Genomic DNA, 15384 nt, shown 5'->3' with positions numbered 1-15384 from the left:
GAGTGGAGCGGATGGCTCCCTCGAACCCCAAGCAGCCAACCGCCAAGCAGACACTCGCCGAGAAGGTCTTCGACGCCGTCCGTGACGAGGTTCTGTCGGGCCGCATCCCTCCTGGGACGAAGCTGAAGCTCGTCGACTACAGCCAGCGATTCGACGTCAGCCTGTCGGTCATCCGCGAAGCGATGGGCCGTCTCGCCGAGCAGGGTCTCCTGCAGGCGAATCCGCAGCGGGGCTTCAGCACCCTGTCGTTGTCCACCGACGACCTCACCGATCTGACCCGCGCACGCGTCATCATCGAGTCGGCCACTTTGCGCGAATCGATCTCCAACGGCGACTTGGCCTGGGAGGCTGCGGTCGTCGCCGCTCACCACCGGTTGGCGTCGACTCCGGTGAACGACGCCGACGGCCTGATCACCCGAGAGTTCGCCTCGGTTCACCGAGAGTTCCACGTCGCCCTGCTCGCCGGCAGCGGGAATGTCCACCTGGAGTCGGTCGCGACATCCCTCCGCGACCGTTCGGAGCTCTACCTGCATTGGTCTCGCCACCTGGGTGCCGACGCCGGCAGAGACATCGCGGCAGAACATCGAGAGCTGATGGAGCTCGCCCTCGCTCGCGACGCCGAGGCGGGGGCGAAGTCACTGGAGTGCCACATTCAACGCACCACCGATTCGCTCATCGAGTATCGCCGCAACGCAACCGGTTCCGGCGATGTGGAGTCCGCGTCCGAAAGATGACCCCCGACTCTGGCATGCACACACGTCACGGCACCAGAACCGCACGACCGGTGATCACGCCCGACCGCAGATCGTCGAACGCCTCGACGGCCCGCTCCAAGGGATAGGTCGTCGTCTCGACCGAGATCATCCCGAGCCTGGCCAGTTCGAGCACCTGATACTGGTCGACCCTGGTGCCCGCGTACGAGCTGCGGACACTCACGCCGAACGGGACGGTTGTGGGCCACGGCGCCGCGGTGTAGGTGAACCCGCCGCCGGCTATTCCGACGAATCGCAGGGCGCCGTCCGGTGCGACGACACCGGTCGCCAAGTCGACCGAGGACTGGGAACCGACGAAGTCGAACACGGCATCGGCGCCGTACCCGCCAGTCAGGTCGAGGATCTGCCGCGCGGCCGTCTGACCGCTGAGGAGAACCTCGTCGGCCCCCAGGTTCCGGGCGTGGTCGAGCTTCGAGGCGTTGATGTCGACCGCGATGATCCTCACCCCGGAGGTGGCTTTCAGGATTTGTACGCCCATGTGGCCGAGTCCGCCCACCCCGATCACCACGGCCGTGCCTCCGGGTGTCAGCCGGTGCCGGGCGCCGTTGACGGCGTGCATCGGCGTCAACGCCGCGTCTGCAAGGGGGGCGACGTTCGTCGGGTCGAGTCCACCGAGCGGGTACAGGTGGCGCGCATCGGTCTTGATGTACTCCGCCATGCCGCCGTCCGAGTTGATCCCGGGGGCCGGCGGCATCGAGAGCCGTCCCGCCGCGACGCAGACATTGTCACGACCTTCGATGCACGCCCGACATGTTCCGCACGACCACACGAAGCCCACCAGGACGGCGTCCCCCTCGGAGAAGCCAGTGACTCCCGGGCCGGTCGCCGCCACGTGTCCCGCGGTCTCGTGGCCGAGGGTCATGTTGAGCAGCGGCCATTCCGGAAGGTCAAGGAGATGCAGATCGGAATGACAGACTCCGGCACCGGCCACCTTGACCAGCACCTCCCCCGGTCCGATGTCCGGCACTGGGGCGTCTCGAACCTCGATTCGACCGGGTTCGACGATTTGAAGGGCACGCATGTTCACTTCACTCCCAACGTCTTCAAGGGTTTTGCGGGGTCGTCATCGCAGGCCCGGCGCCGTCACAGGTCCAGCACCAGGCGGGGGCACGCGGCGCGGGAGACGCAGATCATCATCAGCTCGTTGGCCTCGCGTTCAGCGGGCGTGAGAAGGGTGTCGCGATGGTCCACCTCGCCTGCCAGCACACCTGTTTCACATGTGCCGCAGAGACCCTCCTGACAGGAGGATTCGACCTTGTAGCCGTCTCTGGCCAGCGCATCCAATATCGACTCGGTCGCCTCCACAGTCAGAACCTGACCGGTCGAGGCAAGCTCGATTTCAAATGCCTGATCGGTTTCACGCACCGTGTCCTCGGCGGGTTCGAAGCGTTCGATGCGCAGCCTGTCCCTGCTGTCGCCCGAAATCCGCTGTTCCACTGCGGCAAGCAACGGCGCCGGGCCGCAGCAGTAGAGGCGTTCGTCCGCGGCGATCGTGCGCTGCGCACCCAGCAGCGCGTCCAGGTCGATGACGCCGACCTCGTCCTGCGGACGCACGGTGACCCGATCCCCGTACTCGGCCACCAACTCGTCGGCGAACGCCATCGAACTGCGCTGCCGCCCACCGTAGGTCAGGTGCCAGTCGGCGCCGGCCGCGTTCACCGCCGCAATCATCGGCAGCAGCGGTGTGATTCCGATGCCGCCGGCGATGAAGGTGTACCGTTCGGCGGATTCCAGCCGGAAGTTGTTGCGGGGAACACGCACTCGCACTGTGGCTCCGGGCAGCAGCCTCTCGTGCACCTCTCGGGACCCGCCGCGGCCATCGGGTTCGAGCTGCACCGCGATGCGCCAGCTGTCCTGCTCACCGGGGTTGCCGCACAACGAGTATTGGCGGACGAGGCCATCACCGAGCACCAGATCGATGTGTGCTCCCGGTTCCCAGCACGGCAGCGGCCGGCCGTCGGGTCGCCGCAGGGTGAGTGCGACAGCCCGGTCGGCCACGTCCTCCCGCACCGAGACGGTCAGTTCGAGTTCCGCGTTCACTGCACTGCTCATTTGGACAGGCTGGGGGCCGTCACGTTCGAGGTGAGGAACTCAGCCGCGGCGGCGCGCTGTTCCTCACATCGGGGAACAGCCAACGACAGCCAGAACCCGCCGTGTCCCATGCCGTCGAACCGGCGCACCGAGACATCCACGCCCGTCGCACGCATCCGGTCGGCGAGCAGGATGGCTTCATCGCGCAGCGGATCGCATTCGTTGGCCAGGATCAGCGTCGGAGGCAGTCCCTCCAGGTCCGCGGTGTCCAGCGCGAGCCGGGGGTCAGTGCGGTCCTCGGGCGCAGGCGCGTACTGCTCCGCGAACCAGTCCAGGTCGGCCCGGGTGATCACGGGACCGCCGGCGAACTCGGCCCGCGACGGCGTCTCGATCGAGAGGTTGACCAGCGGATAGATCAGCAGCAGCGACTCCAGGTCAATGCCGTCGGCCTTGGCCCTCAGTGCGGCGGCCACGGCCAGGTTGCCGCCGGCGGAGTCACCGGCGAGGGCGATCCGAGTCGGGTCGCCGCCGTGCGCACCGATGTTGTCGACCGTCCACCGCAGGGCCGCGTAGGCATCGTTGTGGGCCGCCGGGAACCGATGCTCGGGAGCGCGCCGGTAGGTTGCCGACACCACGATCGCACCCGTGCGCGTGGCGAGGTCGCGCGCGGGCTCGTCCGCGATCGCCAGATCGCCGCCGACGAACCCTCCGCCGTGGAAGTACACCACCACAGGCGCACCCGGTCCGCTGCCCTCGGGTGTGTACACCCGCAGGCGCTGCTCGGGATCGTCGCCGTAGGCCTGCTCAGCGACCTCGACGCCGGCCCTGGGCGGTGCCTGCATCTCGAGGAACGAGGACACCACCGCCCGGGCGCCCTCGACACCGAGTTCCTTGAGACCTGTCACGCCCTGCTTGGCGGTCATCTCGTCAAGGAACATGAAGGCCGGATCCAGGGCCGGGGCACCGACGGCATCCGTCAACTCCGACGAGGTCGCCGCGAATCGGAGACCGCGGAAGTCGTTGTGCACGACGTTGTCACAGATTCCCCGATAGCGCGGGACACCACCGATGTACAGCAGAATCTTGCGCGGCTTGCCGGGAACGTTGGCGCCCATGTACCACGACGACTTCGACTCGACCATCAGCGTCATCGCACCCATGGCGTTGGTTTCGACGTCCCACTGCTGCTGAGCCTGGAGTTCCACGTCGAAGACGCGTTGGCCGTGCGCATCCATGTGGCGCAGCAGGTCGGCGGCGAAGTCCACGTGGTCCTCGATCGCCAGCGGAACCGTGTAGGTCACCGCCGGGCTCTGCGGCCCGGTGATCATGAAGAGGTTGGGGAACCCGCGGGACATCAGCCCCAGATAGGTCTCGGGTCCGTCCTTCCATGCGTCGGCAAGGCGCTGCCCGTTCCGGCCGGTGATGTTCATCGCCATCAGCGGCCCGGTCAACGCATCGAAGCCGACCGCCAGGATCAGGACGTCCAGTTCGTGGATCGTGCCATCGGCAAGCCGCACACCGCTGGGGATCACACTGTCGATGGAATTGGAGGAGATGTCGACCAGCGTCACTGTTTCCCGGTTGTAGGCGTCCAGATAGTCGGTCTCCAGGGGCGGCCTCTTGGTGCCGTAGGGCTCATCCTTAGGGCACAGCAGTTCCGCGGTCACGGGATCCTTCACACGTTCGCGGATCTGCTCCCGGATGTATTCGGCCGCAGTGTCATTGGCTTCACGGTTGATCAGCAGGTCGGCGAAGGTGTCCATGAGGAAGCGGAACCCGCCCTTCTGCCACCGGTCGCCGTAGACGGCACGCCTCTCCTGCTCGCTGGCCGCCAGCGCCGACGGGAGGATGTCGTGGTAGGGCATGCCGAAGAAGTTGTTGCGCGACTCCTCGCGGATCTCGGCGTACCTGGCCTTCTCGGCCGCCTCCTCGACGGGGTCAATCGGGTGGTTACGCATCGGGGTCACGAAGTTCGGCGTTCGCTGGAACACCGTCAGGCTGCCGGCGATCTTCGACACCTCGCTGATCACCTGGACGCCGCTGGCACCGGTGCCGATGACGCCGACCCGTTTGCCTTGCAGGTCAACGCCGTCCGGCCACGAGGACGTCATGAGCGTCTGGCCGGCGAAGCTGTCGACACCCGGGATGTCGGGTTTCTTCGGGCTGGACAGGGTTCCGCTGCCGGCCACGAAGAACCGTGCCGTGTGGGTGGTTCCGGCGTCGGTGGTGACACGCCACAGGTCGGCACCGTCATCCCAGGTCACGCTTGTCACACGGGCGTTGAAGGTGATGCTGCGGCGGATGTCGTAGCGGTCGGCGACGTGTTCGATGTACCGCAGGATTTCGGCCTGGGCGGGATAGCGCTCCGTCCAGTGCCATTCCTGTTGGAGCTGCTCGTCGAACGAGAAGGAGTAGTAGACGCCCGCGATGTCGACTCGCGCACCGGGATAGCGGTTCCAGTACCACGTTCCGCCGACATCGGGGGCTGCCTCGAATCCGCGGACATCGAGTCCGAGTTGGTCGCGGAACTTGTGGATCGCGTACATTCCAGCGAATCCCGCACCGATCACAATCACGTCGTGATGGCTCGATGCAGAAGTGCTCGTGAGGTTGGTACCCATCGTTCTTTCTTCTTGAGGTTGTCGGGGTTCTTCAGCGGATCAGCGGCCGGAGTGGATGGTGACCGGCATGGCCCCGATATTGCGGATGATGTTGTTGGGGCGCCAGGTGGGGTCTCCGACTTCGAACGACTCCACGCGGTTCGCCAAAGCGGTGAACAGCGTGCGTGTTTCGAGCTTCGCCAACCCCATACCGAGGCAGCGGTGGATCCCGCTGCCGAACCCGATATGTCCTCGAGTGTCGCGCGTGATGTCGAACGTGTCGGGCGACTCCCATCGTCGCTCGTCACGGTTGGCCGAGGAGTAGCTCAGGAACACCCGATCACCTGCGGGAAGGTGGACCCCTCCGAGGTCGACGTCCTTGGTCAGCAGGCGGGCGAATCCCCGGGCAGGCGCCTCGAACCGCGTTGCCTCGTCGGCGATGTTGTCGATCAGCGTGCGATCCTCTCGGACCTTCTGCCATTGATCGGGGCTCTGTCCCAGCTGCCACAAAGCCGTGGACAGCGCACTGATGGTGGTGTCCATGGATGGCACAAGGAAATCGAAGATCAGGAAGGGCTGCTTATCGGCCGGAATGTCGTGTTCGTTGGCCTGCACCAGGATGTCCGACCACCAACCGTCGGGATCCATGCCGCCATTGGTGGCCATGCCCAACAGGTATGCCATCAGGTCTTCGAACACGGCGAAGGCCGACTGCGCCCGTTCGTTGAGTGGGCCCGCAGCGTCGAAGGTTCCTGCGGCCCAATCAAGGAGCTTGCTCCTGTCACCCGGCGGGCATCCGAGCAGATCGGGTACGACCGAGAGCGGGAACTTTACTGAGAACTCGCTGACGCCCTCGAATGTCCCCTTCTCCACCAGTTCGTCGATCAACGCATCCGCCCGCCGCTGGAACTCGGGCTCCAACTGCCGCAGCGCACGTGGCGTCAGACGCGCTCCGAGCACCCTCCGTAACGTCGCATGCTCGGGCGGTTCAGCGGTGAGCAGGTTGCGCTGCGCCGAGTTCATGATGTCATTGAGCGCGAGACCCGAAGCCGACGAGAAGGTCTCCCAGTCCTGCAGCGCCGAATGCACCTCGGCATAGCGCGGCGCGATCCACGCCGTGTGGCGCTCCATCCAGACCGCCGGCCCGAGATCACGCAACTGCCGGTACGTCGGATGGGGATCGAGAATCACCTCGTCGGAGAAGATGTCGACGTCGGTCGTGGGAATGGCCTGGGTACTCACAGTCGCTCTCTTTCACAAGGCTGTAACGCGTGAGTACGACCATAGAGTGACTCAAGTCACTTTATTGTCGCGCCAGCGCACAGCTCTGTCGTTGCAGCGCACGATCGAAAACGGCATGCACGGAGTGCCATGACTGTGAAAACACCTGCCGTAGCAGGGAACTGGGAGCTACGCCCGACCTGCGGCCCGGAACTGTCTCGGGGTCATGCCCGTCGCACCCTTGAAGACCTGCGTGAAGTGCGAGGCGGCCAGGAAGCCCCACTTACGGGCGATGGCGGAGATCGGCAGGTGGCTCAGTTTCGGATCGACCAGGTCCGCCTGGCAGCGCTCCAACCGTCGGTCCCGGACCCACGCCGACATCGTCATGCCCGTGGACTCGAACAGGTAGTGCAGTTGCCGGACGGAGATGAAGTGTGCCTCGGCCACCATTTTGGGGCTGAGCTCATCGTCGGCGAGGCGCTCCTCGATGAATCCCTTGATCTGTTCGATGGTCACGCTTCGGGGTGCGTATGCCGGTTCGATCGACGGATCGACCGATGACAGCATCGACTCGACGAGGTTGACGACCCCGTGCGCCAGTTTGTACTGCCCCGAGCAGCCGATGGTGTCCACCCGGTCCTTCAGGGTGATCAGCATCGGCCACACCGCCGCGGGCACTCCCCGGTCTGCGTCGACGGCGGTGGCGGTGAGACTCGCCAGGTTCTTGCGGGGATAGTCCAGGACCCGGTAGGGGATCTTTACGCAGACGCCCCGGTAGTCGTCGTCGGCCTCGATCGCCACTGGGCGGCACGAATCGAAGAAGCAGAACCGACCAGGACGCAGGACCGCCGTTCGGCCGTCCTGGCTCACCCGGAACTCGCCGGACACCTGCAGAGCGGCGAGGAAGTAGGGCTCATCGTCCGGCTGAACCATTCCACGATCGCGATACGCCGCGTGTCGGCCGGCGGCGACGTCCACGAACTCGAGGTCTGCGAACGAACGCGACTTGACCGCCCCCTGAAACGACCCCGGCTTGGGGATCTCCACCTGGCAGCTCAACACCGAGGTGGACAGCGCCACCTCCCAACCCCTGGAATCAATGACGGTCATCCGAGATGCCTCCCGAACAGCGCCTCGACGCAGGACAGCGAACGAGCCTGCACCTGCGCGGGCAGCGCAGGACACACACCCATCCACACTGTGTCGCTCATCACCTCAACGATTGTAGAACGTCACCCCCCGCTCACTGGCCGCGCTGCGGCACCAAGAGGTCCTGCCAGGTGCGTTCGCCGGCGCCCACTGCCAGATCAGTCTGCGCGTAGCGCTGCCCGTCCGACCCGATGTAACCGCCCGTCGCCGGGTCGTAGTCCGCCACCGCCAGCGGCGGGGCGACCGCCGGAGTCACGACATCCGCCGCTGACGGATCTCGCGGTTGCGGCACGGCCTGGCCCGACAGGGTGGCGTTCGGGTCGCCCTTCCACGCGAATCCGTCGTTGAGGGGAACGTACTCGATGTCGCTCTCACACATCTTCACTGTGGGCGCCCTCTTGCCGGGGCGCGTGACGCAGGGCAGGTTGCGCGCACCGCGCACCGCGTTCATCGCGTCCTGGGGAATCCGGCAGTAGACGTCGCCCTCCGGCCGGTCCGGGTAGTCCGTCTGGCCGGGAGAGCGCTGCTGCTGCGGCGGGAGGTAGCCCGTCACACACGCTGGCGGGAGATTCAGGTTGAGTTTGAAGGACAGGTTGATGCCCTTGTAGTCCTGCTTGGTGTTGCGGTTGGCCAATCCCGCACCCTGCAGCACCTCCACTCCCCGCGGCAGTAGAACCAGCAGCTGCTCGATGTGCGGCTGATAGGTGACCGCCACCGGTCCGATGCTGACCAGATTGGCCAGCAGAACCGGCAGGGTCGGCTGCACCCGCTCAATCAGCTGCCGGATCTCCGTCGCGGTGCCGGGTGCTTCCGCGAGGATCCCTCGCACACCCTGATCCTCGGTCCGCACCTGGTCGGTGATCTCCGCGACGCTGGCCGCCCAAGCCTGGATCTCATCAGAGGTGTCGACCTGGGTCTGCAACAGCGGTCCGGAGTGGTCGACGACGTTCGTCAGGTCATCCAACTGACGACGGGCATCTGATGCGAGCCTGTTGGTGCCCTTGACGATCCGCGAGAGCTCGGGCCCCAGACCGCCGACCGCGGTGTAGGCCTCATCGATGGCCACCTTGAGGTCATCGCCCGGAATCGCCTGCAGCCCTCGGTTGGTCGCGTCGAGCAGCTCGCTGATGTCGGGCGGGACTGTCGTCCGCTCGGCTGGAATGACGTCGCCCTCTTTGAGATTGGGGCCCTGCCCACTGCGGGGAAGGAGTTCGACGAACTGTTCACCGACCGCGGTCTGGCTGCGCACCTTTGCGTCGAGATCGACGGGAATCGGCACGTCCGACCGCAGCGACAGTGTGGCCGCCACTCCGGTGTCCGTCAGGTCCAGAGCCTGCACTCGGCCCACTTCGGTGCCGCGATAGGTGACGTTTGCGTCGTCGTACAGTCCAGCTGCCGCCGGCAGCAGCACGGTGACGCGGTAGTGACCGATGCCGAAGAGGAGATTCGGCAGGCCCAGGTAGTTGAAGCCGATCAGCCCGCCCGCGAGCAGGGACATCACCGCGAAGAAGACCAGCTGAAGTCGGACTCGTCTGTTCAGGTGCATGTCACGACCCCTGGTCGTAACGGTACGGCGCCAACAGTGGGTTGGCGGCGGTGTACGGGCTGGGGATCTGACCGATGGTGCGCCCCCACTGCATCTCCAACTCGGTGAGGTCGCCCTCGAAGCGGGTGCCCGTGAAGAACGATGAATCGATGCGGCTCAAAGTGAGATCCACCAGCAGCGTGATGTTGGCGAAGTCGCCTCGGAACCACTTGGTGAGGTTCTCCTGCACGAACGGGTACGTGGTGAAGAGACTCAGGGATCGGGTCAGCGCCGGCCCGGAATTGGCGAGTGACTCCAGCACGGGCCCGAGGTCCTCGAGCTCAGCGGTCACAGCGTCCTTCGTCTGTGCGGTGGAGTCGGCAGCCAGCGCGCTGAGCCTGCCGAGCAGGTCCAGGGCATCGATCAGCTTGTCGCGCTTGGTGTTCAACACCGTCACCGCATCCGGAATGGCCTCAAGGGCCTTGTCCATCATCGGCCTCTGAGAGGCGAACTGTGCCATCAGGCGGTTCAAGCTCTCGGTCGCGGCGATGATGTCGTCCGTCTGGTCGTACATCGCACCCGCGAAGCTGTCGACCTGGTGCAGGAGGCCGCGCAGGTCGTCCTCGCGTCCGTTGATCGCCGTGCTGAATGCGTCGTTGATGTCCTGCACCTGTCCCAGACCGCCGCCGTTGAGCAGCATCGACACGGCCGCCAATGTCTGTTCTGTTGAGGGGAATTCACCCGCTGATGACAGTGGAATCACCGACCCCTCCCCCAGCCTGCCCTGAGGTGGCTGGTCCGACGGCGGGGCCAACTCGAGGTGCAGCGAACCCAGCAGGCTCGTCTGCCCCACCATTGCAGTGCAGTTGGCGGGCAGCTCGACGTCACCATTGAGTCTCATCGTCACCAGCGCGTGCCAGCCTTGGCGCTCAATCCTGGTGACGGTGCCGACATTGACATCTCCGACGCGAACCCGCGAATTCTCGTGGATGTTGTTCACATTCGGCATCTGCGCTTGGACAATGAACGCTCCCGGTCCGTCGCCCTGCGTGCCGGGCAGCGACCAGGAGTTCAAGCCGCGCCAGCTGCAGCCGGACACCGCGACCAGCGCGACGGTCACCAGGGCCACCAACCTGCAGTGTCGACCACCGGTCATGAGCCACCTCCGGAGGGCACCATCATCCCCGCGAGCCCGACGGATGGGTCGGTCTGCTGGGTCGGCCGCGGCTCCTCGGCTGGCAGAGGCGGCCACTCCACCTGCGGCGGAACGTAGTCTGGTCTCATCCAGTCCTCGCTGTAGGTGATCTCATTGGGCCGCGCCCGCGTCCCCACGACCGGATTCATCCCCAGCGGCGGGAAGTTGTACTGCCGGTTCTTCACGATCGGAGCCAGGTACTGCACACAGAGTTTCGCGGACTGCTCCGCATTCATCCGTGATGCCGCTTGGACGGCGCCGCACAGAAAGTTGATCGGATTCGCGAAGTTGTTGACCGCCAGAGCTCCCGTGAGGGTCGCTTGGGCCGGATTGTAGGAGTTGATGAAGTTGCCCAGCGTGGTCGGTGCGATGTGGAGCAGCTGCTTGAGGTCATCGAGGCTGTCGACCAGCGTGGAGGACACCGCGGAGAGTCGTTCCGTGGTGGTGCCCAAGGCTTCCCGGTTGTCGCGGACGAACGCAGCGACCTCACTTGACGATTCGTCGAGCACCCTGATGACGTGGGCGACTTCGTCCGGATCGTTAGCCAGTTGGCCCGTGACCGCAGACAGGTTTCCGTTGAGCTGCCGGATCAGGTCGGTACTGTCCTGCAGTGCCGTCACAAGCAGCGACAGGTTCTTCACGCTGGTGAAGATGTCGTCGCTGTGGTCGCCGAGCGCAGAGACCACCTGGGACAGTTTCACGACGGCATCCCGGATGGCCGGGCCCTGTCCCCGCAGATTGTCGGCGGCCGTGCTGACGAAGCCGCCGAGGGTGCTGACCCCGCTTGGCTCTGTGGGCTGCAGCGTCTCGGTCAGCCGTTCAAGCTGGGTCCGGAAATCGTCCCACTCCAGCGGGACCACGGTTCGGTCACGGTCGATCACGGCGTGGTCGACCATGACGGGCCCGGATCGATACGGCGGCGTCAGCTGGACGGCTCGCGCCGCCACCAGCGTGGGCGACAGAATGACCGCTTTGGCGTCGGCGGGCACCGGGTGTGCGCTGTCGACCCAGAAGGAGACTTTGACCTGCGTGGGCTGCGGTTCGATGGCCTCGATCCGCCCGACGGTCACCCCGCGGATCCGCACGTCGTCGCCGACGTAGATGCCGTTGCTGTTCTCGAAATAGGCGACGACGTTGGTCCGGTTCTGCTGGCGCAGTTCACGCACCGCGACGTAGCCTCCGCCGACGGCGAGGACGGCCAGCAGCAGAGCGAGAAGTCGCTGGCCGGTTCTGCGGCTGATCACTGTCCATCCTCATCAGGCGATGCGTCGGGTGTCGGGGGTGCTGGGGGTCCCGGCGGCGGCCCGCCGGGAGGCGGAGCAGGGATGGGTTCGCGGTAGGGGTACCGGGGATCGTCTGGATTTCCGGTGATGGCATCGGGCAGCGTCATATGCGGTTCACCCCCCTGTCCGGTTCGGGGATAGGGAATCGGCAGGGCCGGGCTCGCGGGCGCACCGACCTGTGGGTCGTTGCGTTCGGAGGGCAACAGCACATTGGGGTCCAGGCCCAGGTCTGAGAAGGCGGCGTCGATGAACGGTTGAACGAACTGTCCAGGAAGGAGATTCGAGAGGTAGGCCTTGAAGAAGGGGCCCGATCCCAACGACTCACCCAGCGCCATGGCGTAGGTCGCGAAACCGCGAATCGATTTCTGCACCTCGTCTTTCCGGTTCTCGATGATCGTCAGCACCGCACTGAGCTTCTCCAGCGTCGGCTTCAGGTTCTCGCGGTTGTCGGCGATCACCCCCTTGATCTCATTGACCAGTGCCGTGATGTTCGTGGAGATCTCGTCCAGAGCGGCGCTCTGGGTTCGCAGCTGCGCGAGGAGCTCGTTGGTGTCACGGATGAGGCCCACCACCTGCCCGGTGCGCTCGCCCAGCACCACGGTGGCCCTGCGTGCGTTCTGCAGGAGGTTACGGAGCTGCGCATCCCGTTCGCTGATCACGGTCGACAGACGGCTGACGCCGGCCACCGCCACCTTCAGATGCTCTGGTGTGTCGTCGAGCGTCTCCGTCAGGGTCTGCAGCGCTGTCGACAGCTGAGTGGTGTCGAGTCCGCTGACCGTGGCGGTCAGGTCACCGATGGCGTCCGGCAGCTGATACGGCGACACCGTCCTATCCATCGGGATGGGGGCCGTGAGTGATCCGTCGCCTCGCGGACTGACTTCGAGAACCTTGTTTCCCAGGAGGCTTTTCGTCTTGATCGACGCCTCTGAGCGATCACCGAGGTGGATGTCGTCAGCGACACCGAATCGCACCAGGACTCCGTCCGGCTCGAGGTCGATGCTCTCCACGACACCGACCTTGGCACCCGACACCTGCACCGGTGCACCGGTCGTGAGACCGCCCAGCTCCTCGAAGTAGGCGGCATACGTCGTGGTGTCCGAGAAGATCGGAAGCCTGTCGTAGTTGTACGCCCCGACTGTCAGGAGGCCCACACCGACCACGGTGATGGCACCCAGGAGGGCCAGGTTCCGTTCGTGAAATGGTTTCATCGGGGTGTGCACCTGCCAGTCGGCTGCCCTGCGACCTTGACGTAGACCGGCTGGCCGGACTTCCCATTGACCTTCAGGATGAGATCGCACAGGTAGAAGGAGAAGAAGTCTCCGTTGAGGCCCTGTCGGCCGAGGACGCGGTACGACTCGGGGAGCGTCGCGAGCAGACGGTCCACGTATTCGTGGTCCGCCACGACGATCTCGGCAGTTCGCTCGGTTTCACGGACAACCTTCTGCAGCGACGGTCGGGCCTGGACCAGCAGAGCGGCGACCGAGGCAGCGGCCTCGTTGCCATAGGCCACGCTGTTGCCGAGGTCCTCGTTTCGGGCGGCGAGGCCGTGAACAAGCTCCGACATCGATTCGACTGCCTCGGCAAACTCCTCGCTGTGCTCCCCGAGAGACCCGAGCACGGTGCTCAGATTGGTCACGACCTCACCGATGAGCCTGTCCCGGTCGGCCAGCGTGGAGGTCAGCGCTGCGGTCTGGGCCAGGATGGAGTTGATCGTGGGGCCCTCTCCCTGGAAAGTTCGGATGAGCTGGCCGCTGAGGGCATTGACCTGCTCGGGGTCCAATGCACGAAACAGCGGCCGGAATCCGCCGATCAGGGCATCCAGATCAAGGGCGGGCGAGGTGTTCTCCAGAGAGATCGTGGCTCCCGACACCAACTTGACCGGCTTCCCAGGCCCTTCGGCGAGTTCGAGATAGCGGCCACCGATCAGGTCGTTGTATCGGACGATCGCCCGTGTCGCCTCGGTGAGGACGACGCTGTCGTCGGCGGTGAACTCGACCAGCACCGTGGCGTCGGACTGAACCCTGACGGACTCGACCTTTCCGACCTCCACACCGGCGATCCGCACGAAGTTTCCCGGTTCGAGTCCGCTGACCGATGCGAACATCGCTCGATAGCTCCGCTCGGGTTGGAACCTGAGCTCAGCGAAGATCGAGACCAGGCCGAACATGCCCAGCAGGCATACCAGCACAAAGATCGACAGGCGCCACACGATCCCAGATATTCTGAGCCGCAACGTAATTCACCTCCTCATGGACACAGACGATGCAGTTTCTGTTCTGGTGAGCCCTCAGGGCTTGGGGAAAACCCCGGGATACAGCGGCGTGCCGTCCGGCGCGTATTGAGGGGCACCGTAGGGCGGCGCACCGGGGTACGGGATCGGACCAGGTGCCGGCCCTCCCAGCTCACGGACGCTCGGCGGCTCCGGCACACCACGGGTGACTGGGAAGTAGTTGGCCCAGCCTGGGAACCCGATGCCGGGGTTCGGCCGATAATCCAGACCGGTGCCGAAACCGGTGTTGGCGATGAGCGCACGCACCGGCCAGTTGTCTGCGACGTCCGGCAGTGACCCGCAGCCGGGCTTGCCTCCCGGTCCGCCTTTGGCCGCGACGACGGGCAGGTTGTCCGGGTAGCGGTATGGGTCATCGCCCAGCAGCAGCGCGGAATCCATGATGAGCGACTTGCCGTCGGCCCCGCCCGTGTAGTCGGCATGCCCCGAATCCAGTGTCTTCTTCGCACCCACCAGCAGGCAGGTCAGTGACGGGTTGTACGTCATCAGCAGATCCGTGGTGGGCTCCAGGACATTGATGGCCGTCACGAGGTTGTCCTTGTTGGGGGCGATGAGGTCGATTCCGGCCTGGGCCATTCCCGCAGTGGCCAGCAACAGCGCATCCAGTCGGGTCTGTTGATCGGTGACGGTCGCACTGGTGGTGCTGGCGGCGTCGAGGATCGTGAGGATGTTCTGCGCTGCCGCGCTGTAGGTGTCGGCGACGCCCTCCAGCGTTCGCCAGTTCTCGCGAATGGTCTCGGAACGCGAATTGAGCTCCATGAGAACCTCATTGGCGTCGATCACGGCTTCACCCATCTGTTGGCCCTGCCCCCGCACTCCTTGGGCCACCGCGGACAGCACGGCGTTCAGCTTCGACGGCTCGATCTGCTTGATGAGGTCAACGAGATGCTGGAACACGGTGTTGACCTCGACGGTGACGTTCTGGGACTTCAGGACCGCGCCGGCAGAGAGATGCTCTGCGCTGGGCTCGCTCGGATAGATCAGCTCGACATACTTGGCGCCGAAAAGGGAGGTGGCGTTGATCCGCGCGTCCACATTGCTTGGAATACGGTCGATTTGGCGAGGGTCGATCTCCAGCTCGATCCGGGCCTGGTTGGTGCCACCGCCCACAGTGAGCACCCGACCCACCTGAACCCCCCGCATCTTCACCTTTGCGTAGGGTTCGAGCACCAGACCGGTGCGGTCGGCGGTCAGCAGCACCCGAAGTCCCCGACTGAAGGACCCGTTGAATGCTCCGAGACTCAGTGCGACAAAGCCGACGATGAGGAACGCCAGCAGCAGTGCCAGCCATTCGGACGAAACACGATGATGCCGCATCAC

Annotated in this window: 12 protein-coding genes; 1 reads left to right on the top strand and 11 read right to left on the bottom strand. The window is 65.2% G+C overall.

Annotated elements, in window-relative coordinates:
- Nucleotides 1-11 precede the first annotated feature (11 nt).
- Entirely contained in the window at nt 12-734 is a 723-nt protein-coding gene (locus A5727_RS01790) for a GntR family transcriptional regulator (RefSeq protein ID WP_068243456.1), read from the top strand.
- 25 nt (nt 735-759) lie between these two features.
- On the opposite strand, the gene A5727_RS01785 is transcribed toward A5727_RS01790, so the two are convergent.
- The 11 genes from A5727_RS01785 to A5727_RS01735 form a co-directional block, all read right to left on the bottom strand.
- On the bottom strand, nt 760-1794 hold the full coding sequence (locus tag A5727_RS01785) for an NAD(P)-dependent alcohol dehydrogenase (RefSeq protein WP_068243570.1): 1035 nt from the start codon (nt 1792-1794) through the stop codon (nt 760-762).
- Nucleotides 1795-1856: 62 nt separating this feature from the next.
- Nucleotides 1857-2825: a PDR/VanB family oxidoreductase gene (locus A5727_RS01780; protein WP_068243454.1), complete on the bottom strand. Its 969-nt coding sequence runs from the start codon at nt 2823-2825 to the stop codon at nt 1857-1859.
- A complete protein-coding gene (locus tag A5727_RS27765) occupies nt 2822-5425 on the bottom strand; it encodes a flavin-containing monooxygenase (protein WP_068243453.1) in 2604 nt (867 codons plus the stop codon). The genes A5727_RS01780 and A5727_RS27765 overlap by 4 nt, the downstream gene beginning before the upstream one ends.
- Nucleotides 5426-5464: 39 nt before the next feature.
- Nucleotides 5465-6646, bottom strand: a complete 1182-nt coding sequence (locus tag A5727_RS01770) for a cytochrome P450 (protein ID WP_068243443.1) — start codon at nt 6644-6646, stop codon at nt 5465-5467.
- A gap of 168 nt (nt 6647-6814) precedes the next feature.
- Nucleotides 6815-7735, bottom strand: a complete 921-nt coding sequence (locus tag A5727_RS01765; RefSeq protein ID WP_068243440.1) for an AraC-like ligand-binding domain-containing protein — start codon at nt 7733-7735, stop codon at nt 6815-6817.
- Nucleotides 7736-7868: 133 nt separating this feature from the next.
- The gene (locus A5727_RS01760) at nt 7869-9320 is read right to left on the bottom strand and encodes an MCE family protein (RefSeq protein WP_068243431.1); all 1452 of its coding nucleotides are present in this window, start codon (nt 9318-9320) and stop codon (nt 7869-7871) included.
- A gap of 1 nt (nt 9321) precedes the next feature.
- Entirely contained in the window at nt 9322-10455 is a 1134-nt protein-coding gene (locus A5727_RS01755) for an MCE family protein (protein WP_068243428.1), read from the bottom strand.
- Complete coding sequence (locus A5727_RS01750; protein ID WP_068243567.1) at nt 10452-11735, bottom strand: MCE family protein; 1284 nt, start codon at nt 11733-11735, stop codon at nt 10452-10454. Before A5727_RS01750 ends, A5727_RS01755 begins: the two co-directional genes overlap by 4 nt.
- Nucleotides 11735-12985 (bottom strand): MCE family protein, encoded by a 1251-nt coding sequence (locus A5727_RS01745; RefSeq protein ID WP_068243566.1) that lies wholly within the window; start codon nt 12983-12985, stop codon nt 11735-11737. The genes A5727_RS01750 and A5727_RS01745 overlap by 1 nt, the downstream gene beginning before the upstream one ends.
- On the bottom strand, nt 12982-14010 hold the full coding sequence (locus A5727_RS01740; protein ID WP_157521169.1) for an MCE family protein: 1029 nt from the start codon (nt 14008-14010) through the stop codon (nt 12982-12984). The genes A5727_RS01745 and A5727_RS01740 overlap by 4 nt, the downstream gene beginning before the upstream one ends.
- 54 nt (nt 14011-14064) lie before the next feature.
- Nucleotides 14065-15381 (bottom strand): MCE family protein, encoded by a 1317-nt coding sequence (locus A5727_RS01735; RefSeq protein ID WP_068243565.1) that lies wholly within the window; start codon nt 15379-15381, stop codon nt 14065-14067.
- Nucleotides 15382-15384: the final 3 nt, after the last annotated feature.

It is taken from the genome of Mycobacterium sp. ACS4331 (genome assembly GCF_001667265.1).
GTDB lineage: Bacteria > Actinomycetota > Actinomycetes > Mycobacteriales > Mycobacteriaceae > Mycobacterium.
Note: the sequence above shows the minus strand (reverse complement) of the source record. Positions and strands in the feature narration are given on the sequence as shown.

What these genes read in the sequence shown, in the direction of transcription:
- A5727_RS01790 (WP_068243456.1), top strand. Translation starts at nt 12, where the DNA reads ATGGCTCCCTCGAACCCCAAGCAGCCAACCGCCAAGCAGACACTCGCC.
- A5727_RS01765 (WP_068243440.1), bottom strand. Translation starts at nt 7,735, where the DNA reads ATGACCGTCATTGATTCCAGGGGTTGGGAGGTGGCGCTGTCCACCTCG.
- A5727_RS01760 (WP_068243431.1), bottom strand. Translation starts at nt 9,320, where the DNA reads ATGCACCTGAACAGACGAGTCCGACTTCAGCTGGTCTTCTTCGCGGTG.
- A5727_RS01755 (WP_068243428.1), bottom strand. Translation starts at nt 10,455, where the DNA reads ATGACCGGTGGTCGACACTGCAGGTTGGTGGCCCTGGTGACCGTCGCG.
- A5727_RS01745 (WP_068243566.1), bottom strand. Translation starts at nt 12,985, where the DNA reads ATGAAACCATTTCACGAACGGAACCTGGCCCTCCTGGGTGCCATCACC.
- A5727_RS01735 (WP_068243565.1), bottom strand. Translation starts at nt 15,381, where the DNA reads ATGCGGCATCATCGTGTTTCGTCCGAATGGCTGGCACTGCTGCTGGCG.
- A5727_RS01785 (WP_068243570.1), bottom strand. Translation starts at nt 1,794, where the DNA reads ATGCGTGCCCTTCAAATCGTCGAACCCGGTCGAATCGAGGTTCGAGAC.
- A5727_RS27765 (WP_068243453.1), bottom strand. Translation starts at nt 5,425, where the DNA reads ATGGGTACCAACCTCACGAGCACTTCTGCATCGAGCCATCACGACGTG.
- A5727_RS01780 (WP_068243454.1), bottom strand. Translation starts at nt 2,825, where the DNA reads ATGAGCAGTGCAGTGAACGCGGAACTCGAACTGACCGTCTCGGTGCGG.